15 protein-coding genes are annotated in these 21,422 nt (G+C 31.4%); 2 read left to right on the plus strand and 13 right to left on the minus strand.

Going from position 1 to position 21,422, the window contains the following annotated elements:
• Positions 1-252: 252 nt before the first annotated feature.
• The 5 genes from B0A78_RS11520 to trpS all read right to left on the minus strand — a co-directional run bounded on the left by B0A78_RS11520 (position 253) and on the right by trpS (position 7,906).
• Positions 253-3,000 carry a TonB-dependent receptor gene (locus B0A78_RS11520; protein WP_014166080.1) on the minus strand — a complete coding sequence of 916 codons (2,748 nt, stop codon included), beginning with the start codon at positions 2,998-3,000 and terminating at the stop codon, positions 253-255.
• 176 nt (positions 3,001-3,176) lie between these two features.
• Positions 3,177-4,817 (minus strand): glucose-6-phosphate isomerase, encoded by a 1,641-nt coding sequence (pgi, locus tag B0A78_RS11525; protein WP_097609687.1) that lies wholly within the window; start codon positions 4,815-4,817, stop codon positions 3,177-3,179.
• A gap of 72 nt (positions 4,818-4,889) precedes the next feature.
• Entirely contained in the window at positions 4,890-5,813 is a 924-nt protein-coding gene (locus B0A78_RS11530; RefSeq protein ID WP_014166078.1) for a tryptophan 2,3-dioxygenase family protein, read from the minus strand.
• Between the two features lie 4 nt (positions 5,814-5,817).
• Complete coding sequence (locus B0A78_RS11535; protein ID WP_097609688.1) at positions 5,818-6,600, minus strand: DUF3108 domain-containing protein; 783 nt, start codon at positions 6,598-6,600, stop codon at positions 5,818-5,820.
• A 334-nt stretch (positions 6,601-6,934) separates the two neighbouring features.
• Positions 6,935-7,906, minus strand: a complete 972-nt coding sequence (gene trpS / locus B0A78_RS11540; RefSeq protein WP_014166076.1) for a tryptophan--tRNA ligase — start codon at positions 7,904-7,906, stop codon at positions 6,935-6,937.
• Positions 7,907-7,978: 72 nt separating this feature from the next.
• On the opposite strand from trpS, the gene B0A78_RS11545 reads away from it, so the two are divergent.
• Positions 7,979-8,755 (plus strand): lysophospholipid acyltransferase family protein, encoded by a 777-nt coding sequence (locus B0A78_RS11545; protein WP_014166075.1) that lies wholly within the window; start codon positions 7,979-7,981, stop codon positions 8,753-8,755.
• A 102-nt stretch (positions 8,756-8,857) separates the two neighbouring features.
• The gene (locus tag B0A78_RS11550) at positions 8,858-12,181 is read left to right on the plus strand and encodes a PA domain-containing protein (protein ID WP_014166074.1); all 3,324 of its coding nucleotides are present in this window, start codon (positions 8,858-8,860) and stop codon (positions 12,179-12,181) included.
• A gap of 86 nt (positions 12,182-12,267) precedes the next feature.
• On the opposite strand, the gene B0A78_RS11555 is transcribed toward B0A78_RS11550, so the two are convergent.
• From B0A78_RS11555 to B0A78_RS11595, 8 genes are all read right to left on the minus strand, one after another.
• The gene (locus B0A78_RS11555) at positions 12,268-12,786 is read right to left on the minus strand and encodes a hypothetical protein (RefSeq protein ID WP_014166073.1); all 519 of its coding nucleotides are present in this window, start codon (positions 12,784-12,786) and stop codon (positions 12,268-12,270) included.
• A gap of 2 nt (positions 12,787-12,788) precedes the next feature.
• A complete protein-coding gene (locus B0A78_RS11560) occupies positions 12,789-13,751 on the minus strand; it encodes a fibronectin type III domain-containing protein (protein ID WP_014166072.1) in 963 nt (320 codons plus the stop codon).
• Positions 13,738-14,259, minus strand: a complete 522-nt coding sequence (locus B0A78_RS11565) for a hypothetical protein (RefSeq protein WP_014166071.1) — start codon at positions 14,257-14,259, stop codon at positions 13,738-13,740. The genes B0A78_RS11560 and B0A78_RS11565 overlap by 14 nt, the downstream gene beginning before the upstream one ends.
• On the minus strand, positions 14,252-15,427 hold the full coding sequence (locus B0A78_RS11570; protein WP_014166070.1) for a hypothetical protein: 1,176 nt from the start codon (positions 15,425-15,427) through the stop codon (positions 14,252-14,254). The genes B0A78_RS11565 and B0A78_RS11570 overlap by 8 nt, the downstream gene beginning before the upstream one ends.
• Positions 15,427-17,352, minus strand: coding sequence for a type II secretion system protein GspD (locus tag B0A78_RS11575; protein WP_014166069.1), 1,926 nt, complete (start codon positions 17,350-17,352; stop codon positions 15,427-15,429). The genes B0A78_RS11570 and B0A78_RS11575 overlap by 1 nt, the downstream gene beginning before the upstream one ends.
• A gap of 2 nt (positions 17,353-17,354) precedes the next feature.
• Positions 17,355-18,761, minus strand: coding sequence for a GspE/PulE family protein (locus B0A78_RS11580; RefSeq protein WP_065212943.1), 1,407 nt, complete (start codon positions 18,759-18,761; stop codon positions 17,355-17,357).
• A gap of 489 nt (positions 18,762-19,250) precedes the next feature.
• Positions 19,251-19,676, minus strand: a complete 426-nt coding sequence (locus tag B0A78_RS11590; protein ID WP_050855789.1) for a type IV pilin protein — start codon at positions 19,674-19,676, stop codon at positions 19,251-19,253.
• A 129-nt stretch (positions 19,677-19,805) separates the two neighbouring features.
• Positions 19,806-21,143, minus strand: coding sequence for a hypothetical protein (locus B0A78_RS11595; RefSeq protein WP_097609689.1), 1,338 nt, complete (start codon positions 21,141-21,143; stop codon positions 19,806-19,808).
• Positions 21,144-21,422: the final 279 nt, after the last annotated feature.

Raw genomic sequence — 21,422 nt, forward strand, 5'->3', positions numbered from 1 at the left:
ATATTTTTTATGTGAGCCATTTTCTTTTCTATTCTTTTGCCTCTTTTCTTATACTAAACTTCTCTTTATTTGTAGTATTCTCTTAAGTATCTTACACCTTCATAGTACCTACTACAAAAGAGATAAAACCAAATCCGTCTTTATTGTTAAGCATATAAAATAAAAAAAGCCGCCTTAAAATACACTTCACCAAGAGTTATTTGGGAATAATGTATTTTAAGGCGGCTTATATTTTATAAATAATATAACCTATTAGAAGTTATAAGAGAATGTAAAATTCCATGTTCTACCGAAACCAAAGAAAACTTGATTTGCATCAGCTAATCCTTTATACAAGCGATTTGCACTTGCATAGGTAGTTCCAGCTGGAGCATTGGCTACTTGATCATCAGCAAAGATATTACTTCTAGATTCAGAAATATAAACTGTATTTAAAACGTTGTTTATATTAACTCTAAAATTAAAATAATCATTAGACTCTTTTACTCTGTAGGTTTTGAATGAAAAACCTGCATCTAACAATCCATAGCTAGGTAGTTGTAATGTTCCTTTGTTAGTTGCTTCTTTAAATTTCGTTGGATCTATACTAGCATATAACTTATCTACATATAAGTAGGTAGCATCTAGTTTTAATCCCTTTAGTATTTCATAATTTACACCTACACTAGCCGTAGTTTGGGCTACATCTCCTACTTTTAAATTATCTAAATACAATGTTTCAGGTTTTCCTCCAGAAATTTGATTATTATTAGCATCAAAACGATCACTTGTAACATTATCCTTATATTTCCAATCACCGATAGACCCCATTAAATTAATCGTTAACTTATCCGTTGGTCTTATACTTGTTTCTAGCTCAATACCTTTATGTACTTGTTGAATACCACTAAAATTATAATACCCTCCTACATTTGTAGCGTCTGAATCAGATTGTCTTTGGAAACGATCCTTCCAACTTGTATAATAAACATTTAAATTAGCATTAAAAATAGCAGATTTAAAACCATATCCTCCTTCTATCCCTAATATTTTTTCATTTATAAGGTTTCCAGCAAGTACTGATAGATTGTTCGGATAAACTGCATTAAAGAAAGGTTGTTTTGAATAATACCCACCGTTAGCAAAAACGTTCATTTTTTCATTAATATTAAAATTCACACCTCCTTTAATATTGCCTCCTATCAAATTTTTGTAATCTGTTGAATACAAAGGATCCGATTCTTTATATGTAAATGTATCTACACGTTTAAAACCTTGTTGTGATACTGCTCCTTGAAAAAAGGCTGTTAATCTATCATTTGAATACTCTAACTGTGTGAATGCGCCATACCATCTAACATGTCCATTATTATTATACTCAATTCTTTCTTGATTTTGCACATTACTCCAAGGATTAAAAGAAGGCTTTGCTGAGTATGTTTCAAATAAGACTCTGTTAGGATTATTTATATCTCTATTATCTTTAAAACCGTCTGCACCTAATAAATCGACTACATTTCTAAAATGGTAACCAATATAGGTTCTTGCATCTACACCAAAATCTAAAGTTAAAGTTTTACTTAATTTAGTATTCAAGTTTATAATTGCACCGTACCAATCATGTGAATTTATATTAGCTCTTTTTGTAAATCCTGTCGTTCTATCCGTTAAATATAGACCATTTGAAGTAGGTAAAACTTGCGCTCCTGTTATTGGCGTTACAGACTCTCCCCTAGAAGGAACATATTCCCCTCTATTAAAAGCCACAAAATCATTAAACGGCACTAAACCACTTGCTGTTTTAAACGTTACAGGTGTCTTACCTGTAAATCCTGAACCTGCTCCACGCCCCCATGAACCATAAAAGATAGACGATAATCTTGTTTTGTCATTAAATTTAACATCATAATTAAGCGAAGCTACTGGTTTATGATAATAATTTGTAGCCCAAGAATATTCTTGCCCATTTAAGTACCCCCAATCTGAATTGTATTTTATATTAGGTTCTCCATTTGAACCATATTTGATATAATCAGCAATAGTATTTGCAAAACTTCTTTGGTTATGCCATTGTGGAGCTCCCGTAAATGTAAATTGTAGACTGTGTTTTTCATTAATATCGTACCCTAAACCTATAAAATAATTTTGGCCAAAATATTTAGTCCCATTAACATACCCATTTCCTTGCGTACTACTTAGTAAAACAGAAGCTGACAATCCATTTTCTAATTTACCTGTAGAATAAGATGCCAATGTTTTTATATGATCATTGTTAGCAATGGTTGCTGATAAAGTTCCTCCTTTTTTAGCATCTGCCGTTCGGGTAACAACATTAATAGTACCTCCTACAGAAGAGATGGCTAATTTTGAAGATCCCAAACCTCTTTGTACTTGCATGGCAGTAGTCACATCTGATAAACCAGCCCAATTACTCCAGAAAACGGAACCATTTTCCATATCATTTACTGGCACACCGTTTATCATAACAGCAATATTTTTTTGGTCAAACCCACGAATATTTACACGAGAATCACCATAACCACCTCCTGTTTTTGTTGCATATACAGATGGCGTAGTAGCCAAGATCTCAGGAAACTCTTTTGTTCCTAATTTTTCTCTAATTTCAGCCGCTTTTATTGTAGAAACGGCTACAGGTGTCTTACGATCTTTTGCAACATCTACTACTGTAGATTTAATTACAACTTCTCCTAATACGTTCCCTTTATCTTTTAGTAGTATGATTCCTAAATCAGCTTTTCCATTAGAAACTGTAAAAGGAACTTTTTTTGTCTCAAAACCTAAATAAGTAATTAATAAATTTCCTTTTGTACTCTTAGTTTCTATTAAAAATCCACCATCAAAAGCTGATGATACGCTTTGCCTTGTACCTTCAAGGGCAACGTTTGCACCTGGTAGTACTCCAGTCTCATCTTGGATAGTTCCCATGATCTTGTTTTGTGCAAAAAAGGAAGCAGAAACGAACATCATAGTCACTAAAACCCAATTTTTCATGTTCTTCATTTGTTGTGTTTTTAGATTTAAAAGTGATAGTACAAAATTGAAACATATTTAACTAGCTAATGTTAAGATAATGTTAATTTTTAAAAAAACTTTAACACACAGATAAATGAATATTACTTTTTTTTAGTTATAAAATCACATTTTATATAATTTTATAAGGTTTTATTCTAAAAAAATTATTGTTTTACGAATTTATTCAACAAAAACGAAGTAGAAGAATCATGGCATCCAAAATCGTTTGTGTCAAATTCTTCTAAAATTTTGTTAGCCAACTCTTTTCCTAATTCTACACCCCATTGATCATAACTAAAAATATTCCAGATAATTCCTTGTACAAATATTTTGTGTTCGTATAATGCAATTAAGCTTCCTAATGTTTCAGGCGTAAGTTGATCTATTAAAAGAGTATTCGTGGGTTTATTTCCTTCAAACACCTTATAGGGTAATAATTCTTGTTGCCTGCTTTGATCTACGTTGTTTTTAGCAAATTCTTTTAATATTTGCTCTTCATTTTTCCCATTCAGTAAAGCTTCTGTCTGAGCAAAGAAATTGGCCATAAGTTTTTGATGATGCTCTACATTACCATGTAATGACTTTTTAAAACCTATAAAATCAGTTGGAATTATTTTAGTTCCTTGGTGTATGAGTTGAAAAAAAGCATGTTGCGAATTTGTTCCTGGCTCACCCCAAATTATGGTTCCTGTTTGATAGTCTACAGGAACTCCTAGACGACTTATATTTTTGCCATTACTTTCCATAATTCCTTGTTGGAGATAAGGCGTTAATTTTTGTAAATATTGAGCATAAGGAATAATAGCTTCCGTTTCCGCATCAAAAAAATTATTATACCAAATACTTAAAAGTCCCATAATAACTGGTATATTTTCGTTAAAAGGTGCATTTTTAAAATGCAAATCCATCTTGTAAGCGCCTGATAACAATTGATCGTACTGATCATACCCTATGGCTAAGGCAATGGAAAGACCTACCGCTCCCCATAAGGAAAATCGCCCTCCTACCCAGTCCCAAATGGGAAAAATAGCATCGGGATCTATGCCAAATTCTACTGTTTTTTTTATTTCACTTGAAACTGCTACAAAATGGTTCCGTATGAATTTTTCTTCTGCATTTTCCAAAAACCATTTTTTAGCGACAAGAGCATTGCTAAGTGTTTCTTGCGTTGTAAATGTTTTAGAAACAATAATAAATAAGGTGGTTTCGGGATTTAAATTATTTAAAATTTCAGCTGAATGATCTCCATCTATATTGGAAATAAAATGAAGATTAAGATGATTTTTATAATAAGACAAAGCTTCTGTTACCATAGCAGGTCCCAGATCGGAACCGCCAATTCCTATATTTACAATATCCGTAAATGGCTTACCATTATATCCTTTTCTTTCTCCAAAAATTATTTCCTGTGAAAATTGTTTTATTTTTCCTTTTATCGCCCATACATCTTGAATAACATCTTGATTATCTAAATATAGTTGATCTGTTTTAGGGGATCTAAGAGCAGTGTGTAAGACCGCTCGGTTTTCAGTTTTGTTTATTTTTTCCCCTAAAAATTGCGAATCAATTGCGTCTTTCAACGAACATTCTTGTGCTAATTCTAATAATAATGACAATGTGGTATCATTAATTCTATTTTTAGAATAATCTAAAAGAAAATGATCCCATTCTATATGAAATCTTTCGGCTCTTTGATTATCATTTTTAAACATTTCTTGCATAGAAATACCTTTCACGTCAATAAAATGTTCTTTTAACTTATTCCAAGCATTTGTTTTTGTAGGATTTACAGAGGGGAAGGTCATATTTTTACTAGGTTATATTTTTAAATTGAATTTACAATTATGAGTTGGGGTTTAAAAAATCAACTGATTTTATTATACTTGCTCTCCCCAATTTTTTAGTTCTTCTTCAGACCATAATTCAGGGAAGAATATACGGCGCTGATAACGTGGGTGCATGTATTTTTTCCAATCACTACCGCCAGTTGCTTCTCCATTCCCTTTCCCATTATCTATATATTTTTGAGCAGCACGATAATGTCCCATAACCCAAGTAATGTTTACGGTATAATCGTAATGACGCATAGCATTAATTAATTCTGTATTTTGCTGATCTTCAACAGGTAATTCTTTAAACTTACGCCATAGATTAATGGTATTATATTCTTCCATAATTTGAAGAAATTCTTTTTTATATCTTTCTTCAAATTGTTTTAAAAAATACGATTTTTCACCTGTTTCGTAATTCTTTCCCGCAGCTTGCCAATACAAATGTTCAAAAGCATGATGATAAGAAGTATTTCTATCAATAGTTGTTCTATAACGATAATCAATTAAGTTGATTAAATCGGTCGAACAAAATTCTATCATACGATACTGTGCGCTCTGAAAACCACTGGCTGGAGTTAGTGTATGACGGAATTTCATGTATTGTTCTACTTCCATTCCTTCTCCCATTATTGTAAATGATGTGGTTAACATATCAAAATACCGACTGATGCGCATAAGTCTATCCGTAAAGAATTCTGTTGTTAGTTTTTGAGCGTAAGAAACTTGTTTTATTTCCCATAAAATCATTTTAAATAAAAGTTCATTTATTTGATGATACATGATAAACACATTTTCATCTGGAAATATAGTACGCTGATTTTGAAGACTTAACAAAGCATCTGTCTGAATATAATCCCAGTATGTAATAGGTTTAGACCAAAGAAGCCCTTCTAAGTAGGCTTCTGTTTTTTGATCTAGAGACTGGTATTTTTGATCTATTTTATCTACTAGATTAGAATAATCATTCATTCTATTAATTTTTTAAAACTAAAAAAGGTTTTTTAAGTCCTTTAAAGCTATCTAAATCGGCTTTTAAAGAACCCACTGCTAGACTTGCTTTAATTCGTAATGGTATTTTATTCTCATCATCACTTACCCATACGGTTAGACTCTCTTCTTCTTTAAAAACCCTACCATGCTGAACCAATGGTTTAAAAATCAATGCTTTGACATTACCAAATTTTGTATTAATTGTTTCTCTACCTAAGAAACGCATTTTAAATTTATAAATTTCGTCATCAAAAAACATATCAATAATTATTGATTCTCCTACAGCTAGTTCACTTGCTTTAGGATGGTTTCGTAAGTAATAAAATGAAGAAACAATATCTTGTACGTTTTCTGTAACAGATAAATTTTTTTCTGTTTTATTTTTATAATCTTTTACTAGGATTGTATGTTTTGTTTGATTAAAAAAACCTTCTTGATCTTTGATATACCCTCCTTCATCGATTTTTCTAACATATTGATATGGTTTGTTTGTTTCCTGATCGAAGATGCTTTGATAATGGTCTTCCACTTTAAAAAAGAAACGGGACATTCCAGTTGTATATCCGTGTCCTACTGCATAAAAACATTTTCTATTATTTCTTATTGCTTCTTTTAACTCTAAGGTTGCATAACCTGCATTTACTATACCATAATGAATCCTAAACTTTAGCCATTCACCTACATCAAAAGCTTCCTTTTTTTGTGCTAAAATCTGAGACGACGATAAACCTAAAACGGTTAGAAATAGTAGAATACTTTTTTTCATTTTTATGTATGGATCGTTTGGAAATTCAAACTGTACAATTTTCGTTCCAAAAGTAATAAAAAAACAAAAAAACCCAATCAGGAAATGACTGAGTTTTTATGTTATTAACCAACCAAAAAACTATAAATTATGAAAATTTATTAAGTTCAGAGGGAACCACCCCTCAAATTCATAAGACAAAGATAGGTTGATTATTTACAAAAAACACAAAGAAAAAGCAATTTTAACAAATTTTTATCAAAATTAAGACTTTTTTAAGGTTTATTTTTAAATATTATTCATCGAAAAGGTGTTCTTAATTGTGTTTTTCAAAATAAATTATTTTTCTCATTAATTATTCAAAACCTAATTTCGTTCGAACCCTTTTTATAACGTCATTAGCTATTATTGATGCCTTTTCTGCTCCCTCGTGTAGTACGCTATCTAGCTCTATTAAGTTATTCATATAATAATTATAACGTTCCCTTTCAATAGCAAAACGTTGAACAATTAAATCATATAAAGCTTGTTTAGCATGCCCAAAACCAAAATTACCAGCCAAATACTTATCTCTTAAGGCAACCGTCTGTTCTTCTGTAGCAATTAACTTATATAATGCAAAAACATTACAAGTATCTGGATTTTTGGGTTCTTCGAGAGGTGTACTATCTGTTTGAATCGTTTTGATTTGTTTCAACAAAGCCTTGTCATCTAAAAAGATATTAATCGTATTATTTCTTGATTTACTCATTTTCTCACCATCAGTACCAGGAATCAACATAGAGTCCTCCTCCGTTTTAGCTTGTGGTAAAACAAAAGTTTCTCCCATTTGATGATTAAAACGCGAAGCTACATCACGCGTAATTTCCAGATGTTGTAATTGATCCTTTCCTACAGGAACAATTTCCGCATCATACGCTAAAATATCAGCAGCCATTAGCATGGGATAGGTAAACAACCCCGCATTTACATCTTCCAGTCTATCTGCTTTATCTTTAAATGAATGAGCTAGAGTTAATCTTTGAAAAGGGAAAAAACAGCTTAAATACCAAGTTAATTCTGCAACTTGAGGAACATCGCTCTGACGATAAAAAATTACTTTATTAATATCTAAACCACAAGCCAACCAAGCAGCAGCTGTACTGTATGTATTATTTTTTAAAACGCCCCCTTCTTTTATTTGTGTTACAGAATGCAAATCTGCTATAAATAAAAAAGATTGATTTTCAGGCTGGTTGGCCATTTTTATGGCAGGTATGATTGCGCCTAAAAGGTTTCCTAAATGTGGAGTTCCTGTGCTTTGCACTCCAGTTAATATTTTTGCCATTATATTTTTAAAAATGATATTTTCGCAAAGGTAATTTTTTTTGATTCATATTTGAAGTAAATAATCACTGCTATGCAAATGTTAAAAATTCTTTTTTGGTCTATCTGGCGTTTATGGTTTTACGTATTAGTTTTAATACCGATTCTTATCATGTCTCCTTTTTTAACCTTGTCTCTCTCTAAAGATTCTTGGTATCCTTACTTTTTTAGAATGGCGCGCTTATGGGCTAAAATTGTTCTTTATGGAATGGGTTTTCATTATAAAATCAAGAGCGAGCAACCTGTTTTGCCTAATCATAGTTATATGTTTATTGCAAATCATACCTCGATGACAGACATCATGCTAATGTTAGCCGTCGTAAAAAATCCTTTTGTTTTTGTAGGTAAAAAAGAATTGGTTAAAATTCCCATTTTTGGTTTTTTCTACAAAAGAGCTGCCATTATGGTAGACCGTGAAAACATACGAAGCCGATCGGAGGTTTACGAGAAAGCAAAAACACGTATTAAACAAGGTTTAAGTATTTGTATATTTCCTGAAGGCAAGGTTCCTGATGATGAAAGTGTAATTTTAGATGAATTTAAAAGCGGAGCTTTTAACATTGCAATTGATCATCAGTTAACCATTGTCCCTATGGTTTTTTATGATAATAAAAATCTTTTCTCTTACACTTTTTTTAGTGGTAAACCGGGGTGCTTAAGGGTTAAATTTTTATCCTTTGTAAAAACAACGGGAATGACCCATGAAGACAAAAAAATCATTAAAGATAAATCCAGAGAACTAATCATCAAAGAACTGATGAACGACCCTGTATATATGAAGCATTCCAACAAAAAAAGCAATTGTAAATAATTATATTTTTATTACAAAAAATACTTTTTTTCAACACATAACTCATATTATAATGAAAATATGTATATATTTGACAAACATTAACCCGAAAATAAAATAAATATGAAAAAAAGAATACTCCCTAGCTTCTTTCTTTTGTTTGGAGTAACCGTAGGCTATTCACAACATTCTGGAGATGTAGGTATGCTAAGAGACACACAAGCAAACAAAAAACTTTCTAAAAAAGAAGCTAAGATTCTCAGGAAAAAACATGGGCATTTTTTAGCTAATAACAAAATAAACAAAACTTTTTATTTATCTAAACAACAAAGAAAAGAAGAAGGTATTCCTCCCAATAAATACAATGAACAAGAATGGTTGTTAACAATGAATCCTAATTTAGGTAGACCAACCAATGAAAATATTGAAACTATCCGAAAAGATCTAGAAAAAGCACGCAAAGAGGCTTTGGCACAACGTATACCTGGAGATGCTACAACTAACAATTGGATAGAACGCGGTCCTAACAATGTAGGAGGGCGCACAAGAGCAATTATTTTCGACCCAGGAGATGCTACTGGAAATATGGTAGTAGCTGGAGGAGTTAGTGGCGGATTATGGAGAAATAACAATATTTCAAGTGCAACTTCTTCATGGACAAAAATCGATACTTTTCCTGAACATGTAAATGTTCAAAACATAGCAATAGATCCTAACAACAGAAATACTTGGTATGTAGGCACAGGTGAATCGTATGTGTTTGGAGATGTAAATGGCAATGGTATTTGGAAAACCACTGATAGAGGTGCTACTTGGACTAGAGTTTATGGAGGGGGAATTGTATCATCAACTGTGAAAAATTTACAAAACTTGGAAATTGTTGCCCCTTCTGCTGTTGCTACCATAAAAACATATTCTACTGGTTCTGCTACATGGCCTGGCGGTGCTATTAACAATACTTTTACAGCACCAATAGTTTTAATGGATGATGGAGTGGCACCAACAGATGATGCTTGTGGCGCAACTTCACAAAATTATACCGGTAAAATTGTTTTAATAAGAAGAGGTACTTGCTCTTTTGAATCAAAAGCAATGGTCGCTCAAAATGCAGGTGCAATAGGTGTAATTATAATGAACAATGCGGTAGGTGGTTCCGTATTTAATATGTCAGAAGATGCTGCTATTACAGGAACTATACCTACTCTTATGATTTCTAAAGAAGATGGTGATCTACTGATTGCAAATTTAGCAAACTTAACTGGAACTATAAAACCTTCTGACCCACTTGAGTTTTCTGGCTTAGAGGTTTCAGGTGTTCAGTTTGTAAATGATTTAGTCGTTAAAAACAATGCTGGCGTTTCTGAAATTTATGCTGCCATGGGCGATGGACAATATTCAGAGTCTCGTAATGGCACTGTTTTTAACGCTTCCAACTTTGGTCTATATAAATCCATTAATGGCGGTAGTACATGGATCAAACTGAATTTACCTTCATCAGTAGCTGGGCACCCTACTTGTCCTAATGATATAGAATTGGGAGCCGATGGTGACATTTGGGTTTCATCTACTGACAGCTGGACGTATGGTGATGGCGGCGGTAGAGTATTTCAATCAACAGACAATGGAAGCACATTCAACTTACGCTACACAGTTGCCGCTGAAGGGGGAGGAAAACGAGTAGAAATTGAAGCTTCTAGTACAACCCCTGATAAAATTTATGTGTTATCTCAATTAAAAGATGATCCAAATACTGCAACAAAAGTAGAAATACAATTAGCACTAACAACTAACGGGTTTAACACTGCCCCTACCATTCTATCATTACCTGCTGGAAATGAAACACGCGAAACCACCTATGGTTTTACTGGACAGCAAGCTTTTTATGACATGATGATTGAATCGGATCCTGTTGATGATAAAATCTTGTATGTAGGAGGTATTGATCTTTATAGAACAGCTAATGCGAATGGTCCTGCTGTAACATGGAATGCTATTTCTAATTGGACAACCAACGTACATTCTGATCAGCATGCTATGGTCTTCAAACCAGGAAATAGCAGTGTAGCTCTTTTTGGTAATGATGGTGGAGTATATTATACTAGTAATGCCGCTAGTACCACTACTCCTGCTACACCTAGAAATACAGGTTTTAATGTTACACAATTTGTAGGAGTAGCAGTAATGCCTAATGGCGTTACGGGTGTCGCTGGTGACTTCTTTGTAGCTGGTGCTCAAGACAATGGTTCTCAATATTATTCAGGTTCTTCTACTGCTGCTAATTCTACCTTAGGAGCTTCTGCTGGAGTTAACAATACCTTTAGAGTTCAAGGAGGTGATGGTGGAAAACCTTTATTTGACCAAGGATCTGACAAGTATTATATCACAAATTATGTATATAATGACAGTATGATCCTTAGAAACGTAGGAAGTACTACCTCTAAAACTTTAAGTGATGGCACTTCTGGTGCAGGTCTATTTTACCCTGCTATGACTCTAGATTCTACAAATGATATTGTGTATTCTGATTTTACACTGAATGGAACTTACCAAGTAAGAAGATATTCTAACATTAAGGGTAATACACAGGTATCTAGAACAAATTTAACCAATGCTTTATTAACGGGATATGCAACAGCTTTAGCTACAGGCAAAGTAACATCTACCACTCTGTACATAGGAACTATGAATGGTAAACTACTAAAAGTTACTGGAGCTAATGGTTCTGCACCTGTATGGTCTAATATAAGCGGTCCTAATTTTGTTGGTAGCGTTTCTGATATAGAATTTGGAGCAAATGATAACCAAATCTTCTTGACTATGCATAATTACGGTGTAAACAATATTTGGTATACATCAAACGGAGGAACTAATTGGTATCAACTAGATGGTAATTTACCTGATTTACCTGTGAAAACAATTTTACAAAATCCATTAAATGCTGCAGAAATCATGATTGGTACTGATCTAGGAGTTTGGTATACTACTAATTTTAACAGTGCTGCTGCTTCTGATCAAGCATTAATCTGGAAGCAAGCTTATAATGGAATGAGAAATGTAAAAGTTACAGACCTAGACATTCAAGCAAATTCTCCAACAGCACCTAATGCGTATAAAGTGTATGCTGCTACGTATGGTCGTGGTGTTTTTTCAGGCAATCTAACAGGCGCTCTAGGAGCCAAAACAGATGAATCAGTTACAGAAAAAGTGAATACCATTAAGGTATATCCAACAGTTTCAGAAGGAAATATAAAATTAACTTCTTCTAAAAACTATGGAAATACAAAGGTTGAAATATTTGATATTACGGGCAAACTCGTTTTAGAAAACTCAGTTATAATTGATGGCAATACAAGCGAACTAGATTTATCAAATTTAGCACCTGGAAATTATGTCTTAAAAATGGCTGGTGATCATTTTGAAGAAACTGAGAAAATCATAATTCAGTAAAGATTTTATCAATACCACATAAATTACAAAAGAGGCTGTCTAAAAAATATAGACAGCCTCTTTTGCATAGCCTTCTTATAAAAAAACTATCGTTGTTTAACAACTATTAATTTCCTTTTTTCATGTTTTACTTCTAAAGAATCACGATATATTCTTTTGATCAATACTCCATTACAATCAGCATTCAATCGAGTTTTAAATAACCTATTGTTTATTTTTATTAAAATTAATTCATCTGTTTTGTCTTGTGATTTTATATAACCATAAAATTTAACATCAGGAAAAGGGGTTTCTTCAATTACTTTGGGAGTCTTGACTGTTTGCATCTCAGTTTTTTTAGGTTTAGGTAATTTTATTACGTTTAGTTCTAGCTTAGGATTTTCAATTTTGGGAATGTTAACTGATTTCAAAAAAGGATCTATAGCAAAATTTTTTAAGGAAAAAGTATCTTTTTCAATCTTATTAGGGAGTTTAGCATAACTATTAGTTTGAAAATCTATTTGTACTGGTTTATCCTGAAAAAAATGACTAACATACCTGTAGATTACCGTACCCCATAATCCTAAAACACCTATTAAAAGGATACCATTTAGTTTCTTCTTCATAATTAATTTATTAACAAGCTAAAAGGCTTACTATATCCCAGCCCTATATTTCCAGCCTTATCTTTAGCCTTTACTCTCCAAAAAAATGTCCCTGTAGTAGCAAATGTCTTTTGGCAGCTTGTTGTATTTATGATTTGACTTTCAAGACCTCTAGAAAAATCGCTATCCGTGGCAAATTCTATTATATAATAATCAATGGGAGATTTTATAATTCCAGAATCAGAATCTAATTTCCAACTAAAATCTATTGCTGTATTTACCTTACGTGTATCTGCATTATTAGGAAATATATTTTGAGGTGCGTTTGGTGGTGTTGTATCTAATAAAAACGTAGCCTTATTAAAATCTGTAACAGAAGTTGCGTTTACAGCTTTTACTCTCCATTCATAAAGGGCATCCGTTTTTAAGTTATTAGAATCCAATGAGTAAGTAGAAGCCGTAATTCCTTCTTTAGAGAATAACAATACATTACTATTAGTTACATCATATAATTCCAAAGTATAACTTGCTGCTATTTTTATGGGGTCCCAAACTAAAGTCAAATTATTTTTATTTGTAGAAAACCCACTATAAGGACTTTTTAAAATCACTAATTGGTTTTCTAAACTAGTTGGTGATTTTATCTCAAAAGAAGTTAGAGTTGTATATTTAGATTCATATCCTAAATTTTCTCCTCTAATTTTAAATTTATAATTTCCAGGCAGTAGTGGTAGTTTTAAAAAGGTTTTACTCGTTAGAGTATCTCTTATTAGAAGTGCATTTTTATCTTCTATTTGCAAACGATATTTATTCGCTCCCTTCAGAGTTTCCCATTGAAAACTTACTATATTGCTTTCTACAATATGTCCTTCTTTTGGTGTTACAACATTTATGACATCTGTGGTAATGTCTTTTTCCAAAATATCGTCGCATGCTGCAATAGTTATCGCAAAAAATAAAAATAATATATTATTAAATACCTTCATAGTTTTGAAATATAAGTTTTAAATATAGCTTTTCTTCTTTATCATTCTTCTTTTCTGTAAAAAAATGTAAGCTTATAAGTTTTGAGCTTTCGAACTGATTTTCAAAATTGTAAGCAGTTTTGAGTAGCTGATTAGTAGTACCTGACAAAACGATAGTATTAGTTATAACAGAAAAGTGTTCCTCTTTAAAAAAATGTATCGGTTGAATAGTATGTATGGTAACTTCGGGATGATTCTTAGTCACAAAATCAATAATTTCTTGTTGTATAACTTCCTTTTCTTTTTCACTTTTACCAATTAATAAATCTAACTTAGTAACTTCTTCATTTAGTTTCTTTACCCCAGAAGATTTAGAATTTATTTCTTGTGTCTTTGCTTTTAGTGTTTTATACTCACCATAAGAATCCATAAGCGGACTAAACGAACGCTTATAAGCAGTAATTAGTAACAAGAAAAACACAAATATAAGTGCTTTAAACTTTTGTTTAAAAGTGTACTGATTAAACATGATTCAATAATATTTTAACCTCAAATTGTGAAATATTTTTCTTATCTTTTTTAAGATTTACAACTTCAAATTTTCTTATTCCTCTCAACCTTTTTAAATTAATTAGCCAATTATTAAAAACACCTTCTTCGTTAGTCTGTCCTTTAACTAGAATAACATTAGGGGTCATCAATATTTTTTTATTAATTTTGGTTTCTTTATCAATAGGAGCATAATTTAATTCACTCAGCTTTATACTTTTGGGTATAGTTAGTAATAGATCAGAAATATAATGGGATATAAATATATTGGAAGTTAATCCAGATTCATTCAGAATCACCAACTGTTGCTCTCTTCGTTTTTCTAATGCTTTAATTTGCTTATAGGATTGGTTAGAATAGATAACTTCTAGATTAAGCTCTGTTATCATTCTATTAAAATATTGAATGGAGGTATAACTTATGAGAAGTAAAACAAAAAATGACACCAACATAGTAAGCCCCAATTTCGTAAAAGCTTTTTGAAAAATTAATTCCTCTAAATTGATTTTGTTTTCAGTTTTAGTGATTTCCTCTGGTTGCAAAAAAAAATGTATGGCACTAGCATATAAAGGTAAATGAGTACTCAAGAGATTATCTTGACCTATTTGAATGGAAGTAGTTTTATCATTTTTAACAAAACTTTCCAATTCATTGCCCTCAAAAATTAACTCTAACGGACCTGCCTTAACAATATTTGTGTTGATATGATTTTTTAAAAAAGCAACTGGAAATGCTCCAATATATACATCTAACACCTGAAAATGATTGGTTTGAAAAAAAAGTATCTTTTCGTCAACCTGTTCATTTCTGCAAAAACTCATAAAACCTATAGTTTCATATTGAAAAGTCGTGTAGTATATATTGGCAAAATCGATTGTTTTTAACCAATTAAGATCTTCTTCTTTTTCATTATCAATTTTTTTGTGTAGTATTCCTTTACCATCCATTACAAGAATTACAGGAATCTTGATATCAGTGGTTTTTAAAAGTTTTTCAAAATCATCAAAGCTTCTGGAATCTAATATATTAAGTGTAGTACCTCTTTTTAAAAGGGTTAATACATGGTAAATATCAGCTCCTTCTTTTTTAATGATGCCTATAACATTTATTCTACTGAATTTAATTATTTTGTTTAGATATTGTACCATTAGTATACAACAGTTGGTTTGATGAATATATGGAGTTTTGCGTCGCTTTTTGATTTTTTACGACTACTGGTAAACCATTTTAAGATTGGAATTCGAGAAATTAAAGGCACTCCTGTTCCTGAATTTTCTTTTTTCAATTCATCTAGCCCTCCTAACAAGATCATTTCTCCATTTTTAACTCTTACTAATGACTCGAATTTTTGAGTAGCTTTACCAGGAGGAGCATTTTCTCCTGCTCTACCTAAGAAAGAACTCTTTTCGACGGCAATATTTAAAGTAACATTTTCATCTGTAGACACAAAAGGCTTTATAGAAACACTCAAATTTGCATCCGTTGGTTTCCATGTGCCTGATTGGAGTATGTTGTTCCCAATATTATTACTCAAAATTTGATTATTTTGTTCAAAATAATAGCTGGTTTCACCAATGGCAAGTTTGGCTTCATGACCACTTATAGTAGCTATTTTAGGTGTTGATTCTACTTTAAGTATCGAGTTATTTTCTAATAATTTTAAATTAGCATAAAAACTTTCTGTTACTTTTCCTATTTTAAACAAACCAAAACCATTGAAGGCATTGATTAAACTGTTTATTGAAGTGCTATTTAAAGACATATCCGCTGTAGGATATAAAGTACCTGAAGTACCTATAGGCGTTTGTCCTTTACCTAAAAGCCCTGCTTTAAAACCTGTTTGTATATCATATCCTTTGTTGTATTGGGCAATAATTACTTCAATTTGTACCATGGGTACTACCTTATCTATTTGTTTTAAGTAAAGACGAAGCTCGTCTATTGCTTTTTTAGATCCCGAAACAATAAGACTATTTAACTCTACAAATTCTTTAATTTCAAGTTTTTCAGCAAATACTCTTGGCAAAGATTGTTGCACACTCTCTATTGATCTGTTTTCTAGTTGAATCATCTCGGTTGATCTAAGTCCTTCTGTAGCGTATTCTCCTATTAAGTATAAATTATCTTGCTTTTTGAAGGTGTATTTTCTGCCTTTAAAAACATGATCTAATAAATCATCAAAAGTGATATGCTCAGCAGATAAACTGGCTTTCTCATTTTCAGGTTTATTATATAAAAAATAATTGATACGCAACTTTTCTGCTGCCTCCGTTAAAATATCATTTACATCAGCCCCATCTGCATTTACATTTAAAAAACCTGATTTATCTAATGAAATATCATAATATCCTAGCGCACCCCTACTTGCTTTTGCTTGCTTATTTTTACTAAAAGTATTAGTTCCATAGGCATTTCCGCTATTACTATTAAGCTCTTTGTTTTTTTCTAGAAAGAAAAAACCATTTTCGTCTTTTGAAACAATAAGGTCATTGGATTTAGACATCATTTGTAGAACCTGATCAAAAGGTCTGTTCAAAATATAGGAAGATACTTTTAGTCCTTTGATTTCTGGAGCTAAAACCACATTTTTTCCCGATTTATCTATAATTGCTTTTGCTACAGCAGGAAGGGAATCGTTTTCTAATTTCAAGGAGAGGAAGTCATTTTCTTTATTATAATTTACATCAATGATTTTGGGTTGTTTTTTCTCAACAATCTTAATTTCTTTTCTCTTTTTGAAGACAATTATGTTATTTAAAAAACTTATTTCTAAATCATATTTTTGCACTAAATGTAAAAATACATCCTTAACTGTTACATCGTAAAAATTATTAACTACCGTTTGATTTAAATCAGTATCTACATCAATATTGAGTTGATGTTCTTCGGCAATTGAAGCTATGAAATCGTGTAATGAAAGTCCTGAAACATTAATTTTTAAAACTTCATTTATACCTTTTTTTTGTTTAGATAATTCATCAAACTTATATCCCAATTGGTTGAGATCCTGTTGTGCATAAGTTGTATGAGATAAAACAATACCTAAAAGGAGGTAAATAATTTTTTTAAACATTTTTATTGTGCAATTAAAATTGGATAAATTTCATCTAATGAGGTTTCTCCTTTTGCTAAGAGATCGAAAGCTTTATGAGCTAAGGTTTGGTGAACCTTGTCGTTTTCAAAAATTTCAACTATATTATTGTGCTTTATAGCTGCTGCTAATTTGTTATCTACATGAATTACTTCATAGATAGCTGTTCTACCTTTGTATCCAGTGTGAAAACATTGATTACATCCACACGTTTTAAAGTGTTTTTCAAGCGGATATGGAAAATGAAAACTCATGGGAAAATCCTCTTTATCAACACTTACTTCTTGCTTACAATTTTCACAAAGTTTTCTGACCAATCGTTGTGCTACTGATAAATTTAAGGTTTCAGAGATTAAGTAGGCAGGAACGCCCATATCAATTAAACGCGACATGGTACCAATAGCAGAATTTGTATGGATAGTTGATAAAACTAGGTGTCCTGTCAGTGAAGCCCTAATAGCCATAAGTGCCGTTTCTGAATCCCTAATTTCTCCCAACATAATCACATCTGGATCTTGTCGTAAAAAGGATTTCAAAGCAGAAGCAAAAGTAAGCCCAATATCTTCTTTGAGTTGTACTTGATTGATTCCTTTGAGAGTGTATTCTATCGGGTCTTCTACGGTAACAATATTACGCTTACTGTCATTTAATAATTTTAAAGTAGCATACAGAGTAGTCGTTTTTCCTGAACCAGTGGGACCACTTATTAAAATAATACCATTGGGCTTCTTTACGGCTTGAAGGTACTTTTCTAATTCATCGTTTTTAAAACCTAAAGCATTTAAATCAATATTTGAAGCATCTTGCCCTAATAAACGCATCACTATCTTTTCGCCAAAAAGTGTTGGCAAAATGGACACCCTTATATCAAAAGCTTCATTGGTAATACGCCCGTCTTGCGGCAATCTTTTTTCAGTGATATTAAGTTTAGCCTTTATTTTTACTTTATTCACCAACTCAAGATAATTATCCTTTTGAATTTTATACCGTTCAATAAGCTGACCATCAATACGTAAACGAATTCGAGCATTATCTTCATAAACTTCAAAATGAATATCACTGCTTTTTAATACTTTTGCTTCTTCTAGTAACGATTCTAGAAAATCCTGTTTTTCAACATCAAAATTCTTTTTTTTAGTATCAATACGTTCTTTACGATAATGAATAGACAATGCCTTTTCAATTATATTAGTGTTTGCTTCAAATAGTTTAATGTTTTTACCTGTTAAAAGTTCAAGTTCCTCTTGAGTATTTGAGTTTTTGTATAAAGTATCAATATATAATTGTAAAAAATCATTATCTACTTGTTTTGGGATAATACGATAATGATTGGCTAACTCACTAGAAATAGCCAAAATATTTTCTGGATTAACATCTAATATATTGTCCATAATTAGAATAACAATAACGTAAAAGGTTTAAGAAAACTTCTCACTAATAATAGAAATAATAAAACGAAAGCTGAAAAGCCTGCTAATGGAATAGATTCTGTACCTTTTCTTTTTAGAAAAACAAAATAAAGTATTATAGAAAAAAACATACTAGTTATAATAAAAACTAAATATTTTTTTAGTTCAAATAACGGTGCTACCGATAAAAAGAATATAACATCTCCTAGACCAAAATAAGTTTGCAAAGGATTAGAATAATTCTTATTCTTTACTCTCATATAAATCACCATTAATCCAAAAATTAAAAGAAAAAAAACACCATTAATTAGTGTGTTTTTTATAACTAAAGAAAAAGGTAACGAAAGTAAAAAAAAGGCTATAATGATTACTAACACTGGTAATATAATATGAATAGCCCTATATCTTAAATCCTGATAGAAAATAAAAATAAGTACTGCAATGAATATCAGTTGCAAAAGTATATCCAATTTATTCTTTAGTAACTTCTGTTAATACTTTTAAATTATTGATTTCCCAAGTATTAAAACTCCCATCACCATCCATATCTGATACTGCTGTTGCTCTTGCCAAAAAACTCTCATTAGATGATTCTATAATTTCAACTCGATAAATGGCCTGTCCTCCCTCATCTACAGTTTTTTCTTGTTCAAAACCTAATTCTTCTAAACTCCCTGAAAATTTAGAATATCTATAAAAATAACTTTTTTCTAATCCATAAACTTGATTTAGCATAGCTTGGGCTTCAATAGATTTAGCTTGACTAATTACCGATGTTTGATTAGGCAATACCATTAATAGCAAGATACCAATAATACAAAGCACAATGAGTATTTCTGTCAAAGAGTAAGCCTTGACCATCAAGTACTTATTGAAAGTTAAAAACTTTTTTTTCATGAATTTAAGTGAAATTTCGGCGCAAAAGTAGGGATTGTATTTGAGAAAATATGAATTAAATTTGTTTTTCTCTAAAAAACTGGTTTGTAATACAAACCAGTTTTAAATTATAATCAATATTCAAAACAATTATTTTTTTTCTAACATTGCATTCAATTTCTTTTTTAGTTCTTGAATTTCTTTGTTTTGTTGGATCAAGTATAATGTAAGTTCTTCAATTTTTTCTTGCTGTACTCTAGCTATCTCACCTAATTCCAACCCTTTTTCTGTTATTTCTTTAGCCGATGGCACATTAGGTAAATGTTTATTTTCGTTTATAAAAGTTTCTACTTCCTCTAAACTACGTAATTTATAATCTTTAGTAAAAACATAATCTGCCCAAGTATTGTATACTTTCACTTCTTCTGCTCTTACACGGCCTTTAACAGAAAGTTTGTATTCTTTATTGCTATCAACAGGATCTACAAATTTATCTGTACCAATTCCAATATGTGTATCTACAAAAACATCACTATCAAATTTGGATGAACCTGTTTTAACCCAAAAAGTATGAGCAATAGGCCAAGCTTGTGTACCTCCTAATACTACGTGAGTATCTTTTTTAGGCATTTCTAAAAACACAAAATCAGCACCGTTGTTTGAAACTGTAAAGCAATCTTTTTGTGTTGCATCTGTAAATTTAAAATACCCATATCCTCCTTGTCTTGCCTCAACTATAAAACGGCTAGCATCAGACCTATCAGTCAAACTAAACCAAAAAGACGACTCATTGGGGTTTATATTAGATTTTGGAAAATCATAAAACAAAAAAGAACGTTCCCTAACGTTATTAGTAAGACTTCCCGCACTTAATATCCTACATTTATTGTTTCTATCATTCACATCAGCAAATGTTTGTCCATCGGGTAAACTACCCGCAACTTCTAATTTTGAATATAAAGTATTTGTGCCTATTCCTATACTTCCAGATTTAGCATCAATATTTAGAACCGAAGTACCATTTGCAGAGCTTATAAAATTCAACTTTTTACCATCCATATTTACGGTTCTATCTCCCTGAAGCGTACCATCACTACCGTAAATATCCGAATATGTACCTCCCGAACCAGTTATCGGGGTTAGTATTACATTTCCTTGACTATCTACCGTTAAAGCTTTTCCATTAGGTTGTACTGTAGAACTTGTGCTTTTTAACTGTGTAAATTTAAGTCCTGAAACTCCTTCTATTTCACTATCTACTTCTAGTTTGGTTGTTGGATTTGTTACCCCCGAAGTTAAATTATTTTTCACATCAGGAACCGATTTTTGAACTAAGACTTCTGTCTTAGTCCTTTCTTTGTTAGATGATACTTCTACTGCATTTGTTTTTTGTTGTAAAGTTTTACTAATACCATTACCTGTTTGTCCTTGTGTATAGCAAAAAAACATCACAGCTACAAACGTACAAGTATATCTATCGTTTCTCATCATTTATTTATTTTTCCACAAAAGTATTACAATTTCTAAAAAAGAACAATATAAACATAATAGGATTAAAATGGAATAAACGAAAATAAAACACCCGATAAAAAAACCAATACTATTATTAAGAACACTCTAAACTTTTTTGTTTTGAAAAGCTGAAGAAAAAAACAAAATATTAGTCATCAACAATATTAGAAACAAACTAATTCACAGAGTTTGTGCTTGTATAAGAGATAATAAGCTATATGAAAGAAAAGTAGCTTGAAGTGTAATAGCCACTAC

The sequence above is a fragment of the Flavobacterium columnare NBRC 100251 = ATCC 23463 genome (assembly GCF_002530675.1).
GTDB lineage: Bacteria > Bacteroidota > Bacteroidia > Flavobacteriales > Flavobacteriaceae > Flavobacterium > Flavobacterium columnare.

Bases quoted from the DNA above. Each gene is read 5' to 3' on its own strand.
- B0A78_RS11520 (WP_014166080.1), bottom strand. From the start codon at position 3,000: ATGAAGAACATGAAAAATTGGGTTTTAGTGACTATGATGTTCGTTTCT.
- pgi (WP_097609687.1), bottom strand. From the start codon at position 4,817: ATGACCTTCCCCTCTGTAAATCCTACAAAAACAAATGCTTGGAATAAG.
- B0A78_RS11530 (WP_014166078.1), bottom strand. From the start codon at position 5,813: ATGAATGATTATTCTAATCTAGTAGATAAAATAGATCAAAAATACCAG.
- B0A78_RS11535 (WP_097609688.1), bottom strand. From the start codon at position 6,600: ATGAAAAAAAGTATTCTACTATTTCTAACCGTTTTAGGTTTATCGTCG.
- trpS (WP_014166076.1), bottom strand. From the start codon at position 7,906: ATGGCAAAAATATTAACTGGAGTGCAAAGCACAGGAACTCCACATTTA.
- B0A78_RS11545 (WP_014166075.1), top strand. From the start codon at position 7,979: ATGCAAATGTTAAAAATTCTTTTTTGGTCTATCTGGCGTTTATGGTTT.
- B0A78_RS11550 (WP_014166074.1), top strand. From the start codon at position 8,858: ATGAAAAAAAGAATACTCCCTAGCTTCTTTCTTTTGTTTGGAGTAACC.
- B0A78_RS11555 (WP_014166073.1), bottom strand. From the start codon at position 12,786: ATGAAGAAGAAACTAAATGGTATCCTTTTAATAGGTGTTTTAGGATTA.
- B0A78_RS11560 (WP_014166072.1), bottom strand. From the start codon at position 13,751: ATGAAGGTATTTAATAATATATTATTTTTATTTTTTGCGATAACTATT.
- B0A78_RS11565 (WP_014166071.1), bottom strand. From the start codon at position 14,259: ATGTTTAATCAGTACACTTTTAAACAAAAGTTTAAAGCACTTATATTT.
- B0A78_RS11570 (WP_014166070.1), bottom strand. From the start codon at position 15,427: ATGGTACAATATCTAAACAAAATAATTAAATTCAGTAGAATAAATGTT.
- B0A78_RS11575 (WP_014166069.1), bottom strand. From the start codon at position 17,352: ATGTTTAAAAAAATTATTTACCTCCTTTTAGGTATTGTTTTATCTCAT.
- B0A78_RS11580 (WP_065212943.1), bottom strand. From the start codon at position 18,761: ATGGACAATATATTAGATGTTAATCCAGAAAATATTTTGGCTATTTCT.
- B0A78_RS11590 (WP_050855789.1), bottom strand. From the start codon at position 19,676: ATGAAAAAAAAGTTTTTAACTTTCAATAAGTACTTGATGGTCAAGGCT.
- B0A78_RS11595 (WP_097609689.1), bottom strand. From the start codon at position 21,143: ATGAGAAACGATAGATATACTTGTACGTTTGTAGCTGTGATGTTTTTT.